Origin of the sequence: Roseibacillus ishigakijimensis (assembly GCF_016595415.1) — a bacterium.
GTDB lineage: Bacteria > Verrucomicrobiota > Verrucomicrobiia > Verrucomicrobiales > Akkermansiaceae > Roseibacillus > Roseibacillus ishigakijimensis.
Window position 1 is genome coordinate 82615 of sequence record NZ_JAENIO010000004.1, and the last position, 15956, is coordinate 98570.

Below are 15956 nucleotides of genomic sequence, written 5' to 3' on the forward strand. Positions count from 1 at the left end.
TCCTGCCCGCACCCTCAATCGGAAGATCGATACGTGCAGACAGGAGTTCAGGGGGGATCTAGCGCAGCAGGTCGAGCTCTTTGGCGACCTTCACAATGCCGGCGAAATCTTCGTTCTTGGCGGGAATGAGGTCATCCCGGTTGAAAGCCTTCAGCACCTCCTTGTCGTCGCAGTCGACGAGCACGGTCTGCAGTTTGTCGATGAAGCCATCCCCAAACAGGTCCTCGAGGTCGGGATGCACCGTGAGGTTGTAATCCGCGTATTGGGGAGTCACCCAGATGACCGGGGCATCCTCGGCACTGATGTCGCCATCGGCCACCATGGACTCATATTTCTTATAGCTCAGGGCGCCGACTTGGACCGAGCCGCTGGCCACCGCCCGGGCCGTGGCATCGTGGCTCCCCTTGGTCTGAAACTGCACTGGCTGAGTGAAAAAGTCCTCGGGGGCCTGTCCGGTTTCCTCCTGAATGAAGTAGGTGGGCATGAGACGACCCGAGGTGGAGCTGGGACTGCCGAAGGTGAAGGTGAGGTCCTTGATGGCCTCGCCAGGAAAGCTCTCACTCTTGCTCAAGCCCGTGGACTTGTGCGCGATGAAGTAGCTGACATATTCCGGGTCCACATCGCCCTGGGCAATGGCCCGAGCACCTGGCACGGCCTCGCGGGCCTGCACTCCGGTGAGCCCGCCGAACCAGACGAGGTGCACTTCGCCATTCTTAAAGCGCTGCACCGCCGCCGGGTAGTCCGCCGAAATGGAGAATTCGACGTCGATGTCGAGTTCCTCGGCCAGATAATCCTGCAAAGCGGCGAAGTTGGCCTCCTGGTCAGAGACTTTTTCGTCCGGAATGGCGGTGATCACGAGAGTGCCGCCAGCGGGCTCGCCCGCTTGGTCAGAAGAAGAGTATTTACAGCTGGAAAGAGCGGCGAGGCTGCCCACCGCGGCGAGTTTAAGGATGGTTTTCATGAAATCATTTAGAAAATAAGAATGGCCCCCAATGAGCAAGGGGGCGGGAAAGCGGGGCACAAAAAAACCGTCGACACGAAGGCCCAAAGCCCCGGTCAGACGGTTTGTCTGCAGCTTGTTGCTGGATGTGGACCCACATCCATGAACCGGTTTTCGTCGTTTCACCCTCATCGCGTTCAAGAAGGACTAAACACTCCGCCTCTCGCTACCGAAAGAAAAAAGTTAAAAATGAGTCGCGCGCTAGGGACGATACAGCCCCAGCATCATGAGGAGAAGAGCAAAGGCGAACTCGCGGCGGTCTCCCCAGGGCTTGGCCGGAGTGAGGACTCGCCAGCCTTCGTCCGCCGCTTTTTGCGCGAAAAGGCCCTCAGGATGGATAGCGGTCACCTTTTCACACAGCGCCAGCATGGGCAGGTCGGCTTTGCTGTCGGAGTAACCTTCACTGGCGGGAAGCACGCCCTGCAGGCCCAGCTCGTCCTGCAAACGAACGACCTTGTTCGCTCCTTTGTTGTTTCCCAGGGGGAAAGGAGGAAACCAGCGCAACCTTTCCTCCACCTCCACGACCGTGCCAAAGGTGTGATCGAAACCCAGCGCCTCGCCAATGGGGCAGACGTAGAGCTCCGGACTGGCGGAGACGAGGACGAGAGTGTCTCCGGCCGCGCGATGGCGCTCAATCTCCGCCACCACCTCGGGATAAGGAAGATCGCGCACCACTTCAGCAGCAAAGATTCGCCCCCAGGCCGAGAGTTTGTCCCCGGGAAGACGCCAGGCAAAGCCCATAAAAACACGCTTCATGGTCTGGGACCCCAGCACTTTCGCCAGCGGGAGAAGGAGGAAAAAAGGTAGCAAGAGGATGCGGCGCCATCCCTCGCGACGCAGCACGAAGTTGCAGAAAAGAACCTGCAGATCCCAAGGAACAATGGTTTGGTCGAGGTCGAAAAGGGCCCAGCCCTTGGCATGTGGTGGTTTGCTCACGGAAGAAGAAGGAAAAGCTGGTCTGAATCCCGGTGCAAGCCCGGTGATGAAGGGAGTCCGTTTTTGTGACGGAGATACTGAGTCTCTGCGGCTCTGTGTCCAAGGCCGACCTATTCTCGACGCCGAGACGCTGAGTCACAGAGGTTCACAGAGCTTTTTGAGAAAAGAACTCCGCGAAGCTCTGAGTCTCTGCGGCTCTGTGACGAAGGCTGGCTTATTCTCAACGCGAAGACACTGAGTCACAGATACTTACAGAGCTCCTTAAGAAAAAAACTCCGCGAAACTCTGAGTCTCTGCGGCTCTGTGACCAAGGCCGACCTATTCTCGACGCCGAGACACTGAGTCACAGAGGTTCACAGAGCTTTTTGAGAAAAGAACTCCGCGAAGCTCTGAGTCTCTGCAACTCTGTGTCCAAGGCCGACCTATTCTCGACGCCGAGACGCTGAGTCACAGAGGCTCACAGAGCTTTTTAAGAAAAAAACTCCGCGACGCTCTGAGTCTCTGCGGCTCTGTGACGAACACAACCACCAGCTAAGCATCTGGCACCCAAGCGCTGGGGAAGTTTTCTTTTCCAAGGACCCCAATTGCCCCTAGAGTGCGCCCACTGCCGCGACATGAAGTGCCTTTCCCTCCCCCTCGCTTTCCTGACCGCTCTCCCCAGCCAAGCTCAAATTTTCGCCGATTTCGAGACTTCTCTGGGCGACTTTTCGGTCGTGCTGGATTACGAGAATGCCCCCCTCACCGCAGCCAATTTCATCCTACTGGCCGAGGGCTCCCGGCCTTGGATCGACTCCACCACCGGCGTGGTGTGGAGCAACACGCCCTACTACGACGGCATCATCTTTCATCGCGTCATCGATGGCTTCATGATTCAGGGCGGCTCGCCCAATGGACAGGGCACGGATGGTCCCGGTTACCGCTTTCCGGATGAAACCGACAATGGGCTCACTTTTGACCGGCCCTTCCTGCTGGCTATGGCCAACTCCGGCCCGAACACCAATGGCTCGCAGTTTTTCATCACCGAGCAAACTCCGAATTGGCTCAACGGCGATCACACCATCTTCGGCGAGGTCGCAAGCGGAACCGCCACCATCCACGCCATTTTGGAAACGGCGACCGATGGCGATGATCGCCCCACCACCCCGGTCGTCATCGAGTCGGTGAGCATCCACCGGCAGGGCACGGCCGCCGAGTCCTTTGACGAAACAGCGCAAGGAGTGCCCCGGGTGACGGCCCTCGCGCCCCCCTTCACTGCCGAGGCCAGCGCCCTCCGGGTGGAACAACCGGCAAACAGTATTTTGCAAGTCGCGAGCAGCCCCGACCTGCAGGAATGGAGCACCAGCGAACGCTTTCGCGATGGCGAGAGCGGTGGGGAGGAGCTCTTCCCCACCAGTGGCGAACCCCGCGCCTTCTTCCGCACCACCCTCATCGAGCACCCTTACACCCTACCCCAAAGCTACTTGGGCCGCACCCTGACCTTCGAGCTCGAGGACGAAGGAAGCACCACCCTCGTCGTGCAGCTGAATGCAGCCGATGCCACCATCGGCGATGAGGGCACCCTCACGATTGGCGAGGGGTCCTCTCCCATCACCGAGGTCTGGGAAGAGTTCGCCACGCCCTACACCGCCTCGCTGGTGATCTTTTCGGAGAACTACGTCCCCTTCCGCTTCGAACTGGCCTCGGACTCCGCCACCCACGGACGGATGGATGGCACCGCATTCTTCGACGACGGCGCTCAACCCATTTTCGGCACATTTTCCCTCACCACTCCATGAAGTCTCTCCTTCTCGCCTTTCTCGCCAGCACGGCCAGCGTCTTTGCCCAAGGCATCTACGCCATCGTGGACGTCGAATTCACTAACGACGCCCCACCCAACGACTACCAGTTCGTGATCGAACTCGATTACCAGCACGCCCCCCGCAATGTAGGCCTCTTCATGCTCTTGGCCGAGACCGAAACCCGCCACTTCCGCAGCAAGCTGGCCACCACGGTCAACAACCCCCACGGCGAATACGTGCCTGCCGATGCCAATGGCACCCTCCTGCCGGGAGGAACGGCCTACACCATCGTCGCGGCCAACTCTTCCGCCAACCCTCCGAGTGCGACCCTCTTCCTCAGCGCCACCAGTTCCAAGATGGCCACCTTCACAAACAACAATGGCACCTGGACCTCCGACAATCCCTATGTGAGCCTCTTCTACAACGGCTCCACCATGGTGCGGCGCTTCATGATCAAGGAGGATCCCAAGCTCTCCTACCTCGATGAAGTCACCGGAGAGGTCACCAGCGGACCCTTCTACGACAACGAGGACATCCTCCGTATCACTGGCGAACATCCTTACCTTTCCCTCGGCAAAAAGACCTTCGGCACCAACAACTCACCCGGCTGGTCAATGCAGAACGAGATGATCGACCAGTTCCACAACGACTTCAACGACTCCGCCGGCCCCTGGGGAGATCGCTTTTCCAATGCCGCTGGGATAGTAGGGCCGAGCCAACAATTTGCGGTGGCTTTGGCCAATCGCAGCCTGCTGGAGCCCAATACCGCTGGCGCGGAAATTCTCATCACCGGCGTCGCAGGCAACCCGGACTTTCGCGGTCGCCATACCCACATCGGTCGAGTCGTCTCTGGCCCCTACACCGGCAATACCAATCCCAGCACCTACGTGCCCAGTAGTCGCGCGGTGGTTCAGACCATCATCAATGGCGAGCCCGCCAAAATCAACTCGATCACTTTTGAGAATCAGAACGTCTCCAACTTCCACCCCATTGCGTTGCTGGGAGAAAACGACGACAACATCTCCCTCCCCACCATCAGCTTGAGCACGAGCCGCGCCGAGCTCGATTTCTCCCCCCTCACCGGGCCCCGGGTGCTCACGGGGGCCCAGCCCGGCGAAATCCGCTACCTCGATGCGTCCACCGATCTCGAAAGCTGGAACCGGGTTGGTCAGAGCAGTTATCCCATCGACGGCTCCGCCGAGAGTGGGTTCGATCTCACCCCGACCCTCGCAGCCAACCAACGCGGCTTCTTCCGCACCAGCGCCACAGTGAGCACCTACCCCGACTGGCCCGCCGAGGAGTTCGCGGAAGGCTTTCCTAATGCCTTTTTCAAATTCAAAGGACGGGAAAACGAGGAAGGCACGGCCTCGCAAGTGCTGAACATCTTCAATCTTTACCTGAATGCGGCGGGCACGGCGGGAATCCTCGCTGGTCTCGGGGGCGACCTGCAGGGCGAGTACTCCATCGATAGTGTGGACTACCAGGCAAGCGGCCCCTTCCGGGGAAATCTCACCCTCGATGGCCCGAATCTGCCGGAACCTCTCCGGCTGCGCCTCTACTTCGACTCCCACCGTACGGGTGAGATCAATTCCGGCCAGCCCCTCATCAACCGCTTCCACCGCCTCGTCACCCGCGAGGTCAATGGTTTCCCCTTTGAGCAAGCGGCCGAGTTCGGCATCTGGGTGCAGGAACGCTAGCAGCCCCGTTCACGAGAGCCGCTCCCCGCCCGCATAAACATTGAAAGTGGGCGGGCGGAGGAACCCGATGAGCGTTTGGCCACTCTCGCGGGCGAACTCCACTGCCAAGGAAGAGGGTGCGGAAATGGCGGCGACCACGGGAATCCCTGCGGCGAGGGCCTTTTGCATCACCTCAAAGGAAACCCGCCCCGAGACCTGGAGGACAGTCTCAGCCAAAGCAACCCCCTCGTCCGCTGCCCAACCAATGACCTTGTCGATGGCATTGTGACGGCCGACATCCTCCCGCAAGACCAGCAACTGGCCCTCCCCATCAAAAAGCCCGGCGGCGTGAATGCCCCCCGTGCGCGCAAAGGCTTGCTGGGCGGCGCGGAGTTTGTCCGGAAAGGTCAGCAAGGCCGTGCGCGCCAACTGAAATCCCTCCCCCACGGGCTCATGATGCTGCCGAATCGACTCAATGCTGGCCTTGCCGCAAATCCCACAGGAAGACGCACTGAAGAGATGGCGACTGAGCTTGGCCCGGTCGAATTCCACACCATCGGCGAGAAAGACAAGGGCATGATTCTCCTTCTGCTCGAGATCGATGCGAGCGACTTCCGCCAGAGAGTCCACAAAGCCCTCGGTGAGGAGAAAGCCCGCCACCAGGTCGGCATCATGGCCTGGCGTGCGCATCACCACCGCCACCGGAAAGCCGTCGACCGTGATTTGCAGAGGTTCCTCCACCGCCAGCTCATCCTCGACGATTTCACTTCCCTCCCGCCCCTCTCGCGCAATGGCAAACTTCATGGAGGGAGCCTCGACGAGGGAGCGGCATTCTCCAACACGAAAAAAGCCTGCTCCGGAGAGCAGGCTTGGAAAATGAAAAGGTGGTAGAACGGAAAAAGCGGATTAAGCCTCGCCCGCGTGTTCGGCGGCGGCTTTCTGAGCCTTGACGCTCTCCTCATCCTCAATGGTGAGGGGCTTGTAGCCACCGATTTTCTTAAAGTAGAGCAACATGCCCAAGTAAATCAGGGCCATCGCAGCCGGGATGAGGGCGTCGGTGCGCAAAGTGCGACGGGCACCGCGAACGTCGGCTTCCACCACGGCGGTTTGCTCGCTAGTGCGCTCGTCACCCGCATTCTTCGCTTCTTCCAGCAATTTACCATCGAGAGGCTGCACCTCACCCACCCCGAAGAAGGAGCTCGGATCGCCTTCGCTCTTGTATTGCTCATACAAGGCCGCGTTCTCGGTCTTGAGCTCATCCACCGCGTAACGGTCCTTGAGGTAACCCAGGCCGACATTACCAATGAGGCCGGCAGACATCATGCCCACGCCACCCATCAAGCTCATGGCCACCGCACCTGTGGAGGGGAAACGGTCCCCAACCACCGCCAACATGGTCGGCCAGAAGAAGGTCTTACCAATCGCGTAGATGGCGACCGCACCCAAGGCGAAGCCGAAACCACTAATGGCGGCAATGGCATTGAGACCGATAACCGCGATGACCGCACAAGTCAGCAGGAGACCCACCGGGCTCATGCGGAGATTCTTCTCGATGGCATCAGCGGCAAAGCGCAGGACAAACATGAGAAGGGAGGTGAAGACAAAGAGAATCTTGCCCTGGGTAGGGTTCAAGATCACACCGGTGATGTTCTGAATCCAGCCATCAGTTCCCAATTCCACCGCACCCACGAGCACGTGGGCGATGAAGAGGAAGAAGAGAAGCACGCTGCCTGCGTATCCACCCGTCAGCTTGAGAGTGAGCACGAAGAGACCGATGCCGACGACGAGAGCGGCCAAGGTAGGAGCCACACCAGGACCAGTGATAGTGTTCACGGTATCGCGCGCGAAAAGGGCGAGCATGAAGCAAACCACCGCACCACTGAGGTAACCGACTTCGCGGAACATCTGGGCAAAGGACAGGCCTTTCTCCGAGGCCTCGGACTGAGGATACTTCTGGCCGAAGAACATGACGCCGTAGGCCAGTGTGGGAACCAAGTAGAGGGCGAGCTGGCCCTTCCAGTGCATGGCGTTTTCCCCGGAGCCGAGGAACCAACCGATGAGACCACCGATGACCATTCCGAGCGGCCAAGAGGCGTGCAGAATGTTGAGGTAATGAGTCCGCTTATTGGGGAACAAGGTCGAGACGAGAGGATTCGCCACCGCTTCCAGGGTTCCATTCGCTAGAGCGAAAATGAAAGTTCCCCAATAGAGGAAGTTGAAGGCCACCTCGGTGGATTGTCCTTCCGTGGCTCCCAGAGTCACGAAAGCAGAGATGGTGTGGAAGAGGAAAGCCGCGATGACGAGCTTGGCATAGCCAATCTTGTCCACGATCACCCCCCCGATGATGATGCCGAAACAGAAGCCGGTGAAACCCGCTCCCCCAATCATCCCCAGCTGGGCTCCTGAGAAACCGAACTCATCAGCCCAGTTGGTGAAAATACCTCCCCGGACGCCGAAACCGACCCCGGCCGCCAAGATCGCGACGAATCCTGCCCAGAGGAGTCGCATGCGATTTACTTCGTTTGCTTTTGTCATGTGTTAGTGCTGCTTTTTTTGAACCGACTCCGAGTCTCTACAAAATTGAGACCGCATCAAGTCAATCATTGCCATACGGTCGAGATAAAGCGCCCTAACACCTTTTTGCGGAAAAAAGTAAAGCCGCGCGGCCCCCACCGCGCGGCTTTGGAATGGGAGCCGGTCCCCACCGGACTTCCCAAATCTGTTGTGAAATCTGTCTTTCTTAGTTGGAGCCGGAGACGTAGCTGGCTTGGCTCTGGCCCTTACCAACTTTTTTGTCTCCCAGCCAGCTCATCATGCTCCGGAGCTTGCCGCCCACATCCTCAATGGGGTGCTGGGCTTCTTTCTCACGAATCGCATCGAAGTTCTTGCCGCCGGCATTATACTCATCGGTCCACTCCTTGGCAAACTCTCCGTTCTCGATAGCCTTCAATTGTTGCGCCATGCGCTCCTTGACGGAGGAATCGATAATCTTGGGGCCAACGGTCACGTCACCGTATTCCGCGGTCTCGGAGATGGAGAAACGCATACCGGCGATGCCGCTCTCGACCATGAGATCGACGATGAGCTTCAATTCGTGCAAGCACTCGAAGTAGGCCATCTCGGGCTGGTAGCCAGCCTCCACGAGGGTCTCAAAGCCAGCTTTGACGAGGGCACTCGCTCCACCGCAGAGAACACACTGCTCACCGAAAAGGTCGGTGACGGTTTCTTCCCGGAAATTGGTCTCGAAGACACCCGCACGAGTGCCGCCGATGCCTTTGGCCCAGCCCAGAGCAATGTCATGAGCCTGGCCGGTGGCGTCTTGGTGAATGGCGATCAAAGTGGGAACGCCCTTCTTCTCAACAAACTGGCTCCGGACGGTGTGACCCGGGCCCTTGGGAGCGACCATGATGACGTCGATATTGTCGGGAACAGTGATGGTCTCGAAGTGAATGGCGAAACCGTGGGAGAAAAGGAGGCACTTGCCTTCGGTCAGGTTGGGAGCGATGTCGCTCTCGTAAACAGAGGGGATAACCGTATCCGGGACCGCGACAAAAATCACGTCGGCCGCCGCGATCGCTTCGCCGGTGTCCATCACCTGGAAACCGAGCTTCTCAGCGACTTCGCGGGACTTGGATTGGGGGTAGAGGCCGATGATGACCTCGCATCCGCTGTCTTTCAGGTTCAGAGCGTGGGCGTGGCCCTGGGAACCGAAACCGATGACGGCGAGCTTCTTGCCTTGGAGAGAAGAGAGGTCGGCGTCTTTGTCTGTGTAAATTTTTGCTGCCATGCTTACGGTGAAAGGAGGCGCAGGCTGCACAGACCAGGGGGTATCGTCAAGCAGACAAACGATTTTCTTGCTCTTTCTCCAAAATACGCGCGCCCAAGAGCTCTCTCTTCGCCCCAAATTTACCCTTTACTCCGACAAACAGGCAATCCCTGCGCAGTCTTCGCTCCCAAAATTGCCTCTACCTTGCGAAAAAAAGCCTCAGACCTCACGGGTCCATGCTCACTTGGCTGGTCGACGGCCTCATTCAAGGCCGGGGGACCCGAAGCTCCTTCCAAAAATCTCGCCTTTCCGTAAATCTAGTGGCTCGGGTCCCCTCTCTGGGACGATGACTGCAAAGGAGGCCCCGGGGCGCAAAAACGGCGGCTTGCACAAGCCGCCGTCATCAAAATTCTCCAGTCAGGGCTTCGGAGCCCGCCAAGGAAAACCTACTTGGCCATCTCGGCCTTCACCTTGTCCTCGATTTCGAGGTAAAGCTCTTCGTTTTCCTTGAGCGCGGTCTTCGCACCATCGCGACCTTGCCCGAGCTGATTGCCATCGTAGCTGAACCAACTGCCCCGCTTTTGCACGATTCCGAATTCCAAGGCCAAATCGAGCAGAGAGCCCACGGAAGAAATTCCCTCATTATACATGATGTCGAATTCTGCTTCGGTGAAGGGTGGAGCCACTTTGTTTTTGACCAGTTTGATCTTGGTGCGGCTGCCAGTGACCACGCCATCGGTGCCCTTGATTTGCCCGATGCGACGGATATCGACCCGCACGGAAGAGAAAAACTTGAGGGCCCGTCCACCCGGGGTGGTTTCCGGGCTACCGAACATCACTCCGATTTTTTCCCGAATCTGGTTGGTGAAGATGCACACCGTGCGGGCCTTGGAGATGCTCGCAGTCAACTTTCGCATCGCCGCGCTCATCAGACGGGCCTGCGCGCCCACGGTCGAGTCCCCGATCTCGCCATCAAGTTCCTGCCGGGTCACCAAAGCAGCCACCGAGTCGAGCACCACCACGTCGAGAGCATTGGAGCGAACGAGTGTTTCACAAATCTGCAGAGCCTCTTCACCTGAAGAAGGTTGGGAAACCAGCAAGTCATCGGTATTCACCCCCAGCTTGCGCGCGTAGGAGGGGTCGAGCGCATGCTCCACATCGATGAAGGCCGCCAATCCCCCCGCCTTCTGAGCCTGCGCAATGGCGGTGAGGGTGAGGGTCGTCTTTCCAGAACTCTCCGGCCCAAAGACCTCAATCACCCGACCGCGCGGAAAGCCACCCACCCCGAGCGCGCGGTCAATGAGCAAGTTGCCCGTCGGAATGGCGTCGACATCCATGCGGGTGTCGTCTCCCAGGCGCATGATGGCAGCCTCGCCAAAATCTTTCTGAATCTGGGTGATCGCCAAATCCAGATTCTTGGCGCGGGCTTGGTTCAATTTCTCATCAACCACGACGGCGCGGCTGGCTTTCTGTTTATCGGACTTTTCAGACATCTTTGTTTCTTCTTCGGAGGCGGAGACCATGGCGATTTCGGGTTCGTTCGCCAGCACTTTAGAACCTCTCCTGACAGTTGGTCAAGAGAAAACTGTTCAAGTGATTTTAGAATATCACTCCTTATTCGGAGTCAGCCTCTTCCTGTTCAGGGGATTCTTCTTCCATTTCCGCCCGCTGCTGGAGGTGGGCGGTGATGTTGTTTTTGATGACTTCGACATTCTGAGCGAAATCAGATTCCGGCAAAACCTTGGCGACTTCATCAACAGCAGCGAAGGCTTCCTCTTTTTTGCCCTGCTCCACGTAGACGGTGAGGCGGGCCATCAGGATGAACTGCAGTTCCTCTCCCTTTGGTTCGTGCTTGGCGAGATAGGAGTCAACATCGGCGAGGGCCTTGTCGAACTCGCCCGCCATGAATTTCTCTTCAATCTTGGACTGGAATTCGGCCAAGCGCTTCGCACTCGCAAGCTCGGCCTGGACGCCCCGTTCATCCTCGGGATCAAGTTTTTTGAGTTCGTCCAATTCCTTTTCGAAGTGAGCCTCGATGTCGGAGGGGTTGGTGTTGGAAAGGAAAGTGGCCAAGGCCTCTTCCCGTTCTTCGCCGTCAGCCTTTTTCAGGTTTTCATAGGGCTGGGTGATTTCGGCGAGATGCTTGAGATAGGCTTCCGCTCCTCCCTGTTGGTAACCGGTGCGGGCAATGGGTCGGCCGGCGGAATCGAAAAGAAGGACAGTAGGGAAGCCTTCCACCGAGTAATTGAGGGCCAGTTCCTCGTTTTTCTTCCGTTGTTCGGGAGAGACGAGGCTTTCGTCGTTGGGGAAGTCCAGCTCGACGAGGACGTAATCCTCGGCCACCGCTTCGAAAGCCTCTTGGTCGAAGACTTCCTCTTTCAGTTTGATGCACCAGTGGCACCAGTCCGAGCCGGTGAAATCGACAAGGAGATTCTTGCCAGCCTCCTCAGCCGCTTTCTGGCCTTTCTCAAAATCCGTGTGCCAAGTGAGTTCTGCCGAAGCAGAGGCCGCAAAGATTCCCAGAAAAGCGACCGCGAGTGTTTTTGATTTCATACTCCACTACAACGCCGCTGCCGGAGCGATTAGTCAAATTGAAATACCGCTCAAGAGGAGAATTATTGCTGAGAGGCCTTTCTCAACTTCTCCGCTTGTTGACGCAGGGCCTCCGCTTGGCGGGTGAGTTCCCGGGCCCGTTTCTCAAAAGCGCTCACTTGGCTTTCGTCCCAAGTGGATTCCCCGCCCTCTTCTTTTTGGGGCGCTTGCTGCTCCGCGAGCGACTCTTCATGGGCCTCCCGGGCGGTTTTCAAGGCTGCTTCGGCTTCTTTGAGAGCCGCTTCCACGGCTGCGAGAGCTTTTGCGCTGGCTTCTTGGGTGTCAACTTTTTGCGACGGCTCCTGCTCGCTCTTAGCCGGAGCGGGAGCAACCCCTTCAGTCTTGGCGACTTCCGCCTCTTGCCCGTCGGAACGAGCGGCTTCTCCCACCCCTGCGACGGCAGGCTCGTCTGGCGTGGAAGCGGGAGTGGCTTCTTTTTCCCGAGCCGCCAGGAGAAGCTTCTCGGCCCGTTTGACGAGGCCGAAGGCTTGCTGGCCAATGGGCGAAGCGGGATCGATTTCCTGCAGGGTCTGGGCGGTCTCCATCGCTTCTTGATAATCAGGAATCTCCATTAAAGAATAGTATTTGAAAGCCAGAGCCATCTGGCGCTCCCCTTTTTTCAAGGTCTCATGGGAGAGATAGTCATCACAGAGCGCAACGGCTTCCTGATAGCGCTTGCTGTTCATCAGGGGGACGAGTTCAGTTTGCAGATTCTCGGTGCGCTCCTTGGCCACCACTTCGGCGACGAGAGGAGACTGGTCCTTGGAGGCCTCCCGCAAAGCTTGGAATTCCGCTTCATACATTCCCAAGATACTGGTTTCGGGCACGGCCCGGAGCAGTTTCTCCAAGGCGGTGACGCGGTCCTCATCGGATTGCGCGGCCTCGAATTCCTGCCGTGCTTCATCACGAGTCAAACGGTTGTCCTGCTGATCCTTGACGGCGTCCACATAGTCGGTCACCCGCCAATCGTGCAAATAGCGGACCACGCCGTAGGGATGGCCATTCTCGTCGGCGGTCACCAGCACCGGGTAGCCTTTGATGCCATACTGCACCCGGATGGGTTCGTTGCGCTCGGCAATGGCGGGTTTGCTTTGAGGAAAATCCAGCTCCACAAAAACGAAGTCGCGTCCCAGAGCGCGGGTGAATTCGTTTTTCGTCAGCACGGATTCGCGGAGCACCTGGCATTGATCGCACCAATCGGAGCCCACGAAGGTAATCAGCAAATCTTTGTCCTCGGCGGCGGCTTTCTCCAGCCCGGCCTCATAATGGTCAAGCCAGACGGCCTCATTGGCTGGTAGCGAGGAAGAAACCGCGAAAAGGGCACCCGCGAGCAAGGGAATAAAGAGTCGCATGAGAAGACCCTTAGACTCGGGTTTCTGGGGTGGCAAGTCCCCAAGCCGCGGAACCTCAAGAAAAACCAGGATGGCAAAGTCAGCCCCCCCTGAGCAGCTAGCGAAGAGCACCTAATCCGCGACCACAGCAAAAATCGAGGCAAAGCCGTGCCCCTTCACGGTCGCAGTGGGGTTCACCTTCATTTGGGAAATATCGCCATCGAGAAAAAGGGCGTTGCGGCAGCCCAAAGCGCGGAAGCAGTCCGCAAAAGTCCAGAGGTTCACCATCGTTTCGCCCTTGGTGATCACGAAGACGACCCGCCCCTCGCCATCCACGCCCACGCCATTGCGGAGGAGTTCGCTGTTCGATCCCTCGTTGAAGGCGGGGTGAGTCTGGCCCTCCAGCAAGAGGGCGGGACCCGATTGCACGGCGGCCCAGAGGGAGGCTTTTTTTTCCACGCTCCACTTGGCATAGGCCTGACTTTCCACCACCCCGGCTACCATTTTGTCGGCCGATTTCTGGAGATAAAAAAGGGCGTTGGGTTTGAGGAAGAAATTGCCGGGGGCGTCACGCAGGTTGAGTGGGCGCAACTCTTTGCCCTTCTCGAGATAGAGCACGGAGGGAATTTGGCGGGGCTCGAAGATGCCGCCATTGGTCAACATCAGCACCTCCTCCCCCTGATTTTGCAAAGCCTTTCTGGCCGCGCGAAAGGTGAAAAGCGGCTTTCCGTCCTCGCCCAGCCAGAGCAAGCGCACCTTTTCTGGCTCCGTGCGAAAAACGCGAAATTCCTTGCCCCGGTGGAGGAATTCTTCCTCTCCTCCCCGTAAGCAAAGCAGAGAAAGAAAATAGAATGTGACGATGAGCCTCATCGTCACATTCTTGTAGCTAGAACTTCGCAGTCAAACAAAACGATGCTTATTGCTTGCTGAGGCGAAAGAACGCCCGGCCATCCGTAGCCACTTCAGTGGCAGGAATGAGATAGCTACCCGTGGGCCCGCTGGCGACGACCGTAGCCACAGGATTCTCGCCAAAATCCACCAAATCCAGGCTCTTGTAGACGTCATAGGACGCGCCATCCTCGGCAACCCATTCCACAAGATAATCCCCGCTCTCCGGCTGCAACGTGATGCCGATCACCTCGATCCCCTCCGTGACCACCTCGACAGGGGCTCCACAGTAGCGGAGCCGGAAGTTGGAGATCTCGAAACTTCCCGAGTCCACCGATGGATTTTCGCTATCCTCGAAGGGATGCGCGTCAAAAATGCGGAAACCGAAACCATTCAATTGGGTAAAGGTTCCGGAGGGGGGCACATCATCGGGGTTAGGGGGAGCACTCTCATCAATCAATGCCGTGGCCGTGATAGCGGTGAACTGGCCGGTCACAGGATCATTATACCAAGTGGTGGCCATCTCCACCTCGGTCTCGGAGATCCGGGTCACCCGGGTCACGAACCGGCTGGTGTCATTAGGGAACTGCAAGCCGACCAAATTGGGATCGCCACTTTGGCCCAAGGTTCCCCCCGCACTCAAAAAGACCGCGAAGTCGCCTTCAATAAAGGGAGTCAACTCCTCTCCCTCCTCGTAGCTGCTGATGTGATCATCGACACGAATGCGCATCGCGGTGCCGCCGGGGGGACCGAAGTCGATCATTCCGAGAACAAATTCAAAATTACTGGCGGTATCGAAGAAGCCAAAACGGAAGTCGGTATCACTTCCCTTGTAGACATCGCTCAACAGCTTGAGGTCGAAACTCGCCTCGATGGACTGGCCCACCTCGCTCAGGGCCAGGGGAGCAAACTGCTGGGTGATCGCGGGCAAGGCCACCCCCTCGGCCACCGCTCCAATCTCGGCAGTGAAGCCATCGGCACTCACTCCGGTCAGATTCGTGATTTCATCGCCCTCGCCCTTATACAGAAACCAATCGTCAGGATTGCTCACCAACACACTCCGATCAATCTGCAAGCTCGAGATGCGGTAACTCCCCGATTCCACCGTTTCATCGTTTCCGTCGGCATTGAAGGGATTGGCATCATTCAAGCGAAATCCAAATCCGTTGATCGTCTGGAAGCCTCCCCCGGGTGGGACGTCGTTGGTATTGACGGGTTCCGCCTCATTCAAGACCGCCGCGACACTCGCCCAACGCTGTTCAAATCCTCCGGTCGGCTCAACGACCCATTGGGTGACAATCTCCAGCTCACTGGGAGAGATACGAGTCACCGTAGCCTCGAAGCTATGCACATCCTGCAGGAACTTGAGACCGTCTCCCCCCGGATTGCCCCCGCTGGGCGAAAGGGTGCCTCCCCCCTCACCGAGGTGGGAGTAATCTCCGGGCTCGAAATCACTCGGGATCTCCTCCTCAGTGACTTCATCGACGGTGCGGGTGCTGATGTAATTGTCGACACGCAGGCGCATGCCCGTGCCACTAGGGCTGCCCAAATCCACCATCCCCACAATGATCTCGAAGTTCGTGCTCGTATCGTAGAACGAGAAACGGAAATCGGTGTCATTTTGGTCTATGACTTCGGTCAGAAGTTCGACGTCGAACTGAACCCGCAAGGAAGCCCCCACCTCGGAAACATCGACCGGTTCAAACTCCTGGACCACGGCAGGACGATTCCCCGCAATGGTGGGATCCTCCAGATCCGAAATGGTCGCTTCGAATCCCGTGGCCGACTGGGCCGAAAGGCTGGAATTCCCTTCTGGATCGTAAAGATGCCAGTTCTCGGTCAGCGGCACCACCTCCGCCGAAAGTGAAAGAATGCCTAGCCCCATGAGCACTCCCAGCCAACCAACCCCGTTCACTCCGCCCATCTGTTGCTTGTTCTTCATAATCATCATTATCAAAAAAACATTGCAAGGAATTCAGACCGCCACTT

The 15956-nt window shown here is 57.9% G+C and carries 11 protein-coding genes and 1 pseudogene; 2 read left to right on the top strand and 10 right to left on the bottom strand.

Annotation, left to right across the window (positions count from 1 at the left end):
* Positions 1-58: 58 nt before the first annotated feature.
* Both JIN78_RS02535 and JIN78_RS02540 read right to left on the bottom strand, forming a co-directional pair.
* Positions 59-961 carry a putative selenate ABC transporter substrate-binding protein gene (locus JIN78_RS02535; protein WP_200390362.1) on the bottom strand — a complete coding sequence of 301 codons (903 nt, stop codon included), beginning with the start codon at positions 959-961 and terminating at the stop codon, positions 59-61.
* A 240-nt stretch (positions 962-1201) separates the two neighbouring features.
* Positions 1202-1936 carry an HAD-IB family phosphatase gene (locus JIN78_RS02540; protein WP_200390363.1) on the bottom strand — a complete coding sequence of 245 codons (735 nt, stop codon included), beginning with the start codon at positions 1934-1936 and terminating at the stop codon, positions 1202-1204.
* A 614-nt stretch (positions 1937-2550) separates the two neighbouring features.
* On the opposite strand from JIN78_RS02540, the pseudogene JIN78_RS17835 reads away from it, so the two are divergent.
* Both JIN78_RS17835 and JIN78_RS02550 read left to right on the top strand, forming a co-directional pair.
* Positions 2551-3111: pseudogene (locus tag JIN78_RS17835) on the top strand (peptidylprolyl isomerase); the annotation flags it as partial.
* A gap of 596 nt (positions 3112-3707) precedes the next feature.
* On the top strand, positions 3708-5411 hold the full coding sequence (locus JIN78_RS02550; RefSeq protein WP_200390365.1) for a hypothetical protein: 1704 nt from the start codon (positions 3708-3710) through the stop codon (positions 5409-5411).
* Positions 5412-5420: 9 nt separating this feature from the next.
* On the opposite strand, the gene fdhD is transcribed toward JIN78_RS02550, so the two are convergent.
* The 8 genes from fdhD to JIN78_RS02590 form a co-directional block, all read right to left on the bottom strand.
* Complete coding sequence (gene fdhD / locus JIN78_RS02555; protein WP_200390366.1) at positions 5421-6194, bottom strand: formate dehydrogenase accessory sulfurtransferase FdhD; 774 nt, start codon at positions 6192-6194, stop codon at positions 5421-5423.
* 102 nt (positions 6195-6296) lie between these two features.
* Complete coding sequence (locus JIN78_RS02560) at positions 6297-7898, bottom strand: MFS transporter (RefSeq protein WP_200390367.1); 1602 nt, start codon at positions 7896-7898, stop codon at positions 6297-6299.
* Positions 7899-8130: 232 nt separating this feature from the next.
* The gene (ilvC, locus tag JIN78_RS02565) at positions 8131-9177 is read right to left on the bottom strand and encodes a ketol-acid reductoisomerase (RefSeq protein ID WP_200390368.1); all 1047 of its coding nucleotides are present in this window, start codon (positions 9175-9177) and stop codon (positions 8131-8133) included.
* A gap of 425 nt (positions 9178-9602) precedes the next feature.
* Complete coding sequence (gene recA, locus JIN78_RS02570) at positions 9603-10649, bottom strand: recombinase RecA (protein WP_200390369.1); 1047 nt, start codon at positions 10647-10649, stop codon at positions 9603-9605.
* 121 nt (positions 10650-10770) lie between these two features.
* Positions 10771-11709 (bottom strand): thioredoxin family protein, encoded by a 939-nt coding sequence (locus tag JIN78_RS02575; protein WP_200390370.1) that lies wholly within the window; start codon positions 11707-11709, stop codon positions 10771-10773.
* A 62-nt stretch (positions 11710-11771) separates the two neighbouring features.
* Positions 11772-13100 (bottom strand): thioredoxin family protein, encoded by a 1329-nt coding sequence (locus JIN78_RS02580; protein ID WP_200390371.1) that lies wholly within the window; start codon positions 13098-13100, stop codon positions 11772-11774.
* Between the two features lie 111 nt (positions 13101-13211).
* Complete coding sequence (locus JIN78_RS02585; protein ID WP_200390372.1) at positions 13212-13949, bottom strand: phosphodiester glycosidase family protein; 738 nt, start codon at positions 13947-13949, stop codon at positions 13212-13214.
* 46 nt (positions 13950-13995) lie between these two features.
* Positions 13996-15909 (bottom strand): hypothetical protein, encoded by a 1914-nt coding sequence (locus JIN78_RS02590; RefSeq protein WP_200390373.1) that lies wholly within the window; start codon positions 15907-15909, stop codon positions 13996-13998.
* Positions 15910-15956 lie beyond the last annotated feature (47 nt).

What these genes read in the sequence shown, in the direction of transcription:
- JIN78_RS02590 (WP_200390373.1), bottom strand. Translation starts at nt 15,909, where the DNA reads ATGAAGAACAAGCAACAGATGGGCGGAGTGAACGGGGTTGGTTGGCTG.
- JIN78_RS02550 (WP_200390365.1), top strand. Translation starts at nt 3,708, where the DNA reads ATGAAGTCTCTCCTTCTCGCCTTTCTCGCCAGCACGGCCAGCGTCTTT.
- JIN78_RS02560 (WP_200390367.1), bottom strand. Translation starts at nt 7,898, where the DNA reads ATGCGACTCCTCTGGGCAGGATTCGTCGCGATCTTGGCGGCCGGGGTC.
- JIN78_RS02580 (WP_200390371.1), bottom strand. Translation starts at nt 13,100, where the DNA reads ATGCGACTCTTTATTCCCTTGCTCGCGGGTGCCCTTTTCGCGGTTTCT.
- JIN78_RS02575 (WP_200390370.1), bottom strand. Translation starts at nt 11,709, where the DNA reads ATGAAATCAAAAACACTCGCGGTCGCTTTTCTGGGAATCTTTGCGGCC.
- recA (WP_200390369.1), bottom strand. Translation starts at nt 10,649, where the DNA reads ATGTCTGAAAAGTCCGATAAACAGAAAGCCAGCCGCGCCGTCGTGGTT.
- JIN78_RS02535 (WP_200390362.1), bottom strand. Translation starts at nt 961, where the DNA reads ATGAAAACCATCCTTAAACTCGCCGCGGTGGGCAGCCTCGCCGCTCTT.
- ilvC (WP_200390368.1), bottom strand. Translation starts at nt 9,177, where the DNA reads ATGGCAGCAAAAATTTACACAGACAAAGACGCCGACCTCTCTTCTCTC.
- JIN78_RS02585 (WP_200390372.1), bottom strand. Translation starts at nt 13,949, where the DNA reads ATGAGGCTCATCGTCACATTCTATTTTCTTTCTCTGCTTTGCTTACGG.
- fdhD (WP_200390366.1), bottom strand. Translation starts at nt 6,194, where the DNA reads ATGAAGTTTGCCATTGCGCGAGAGGGGCGGGAGGGAAGTGAAATCGTC.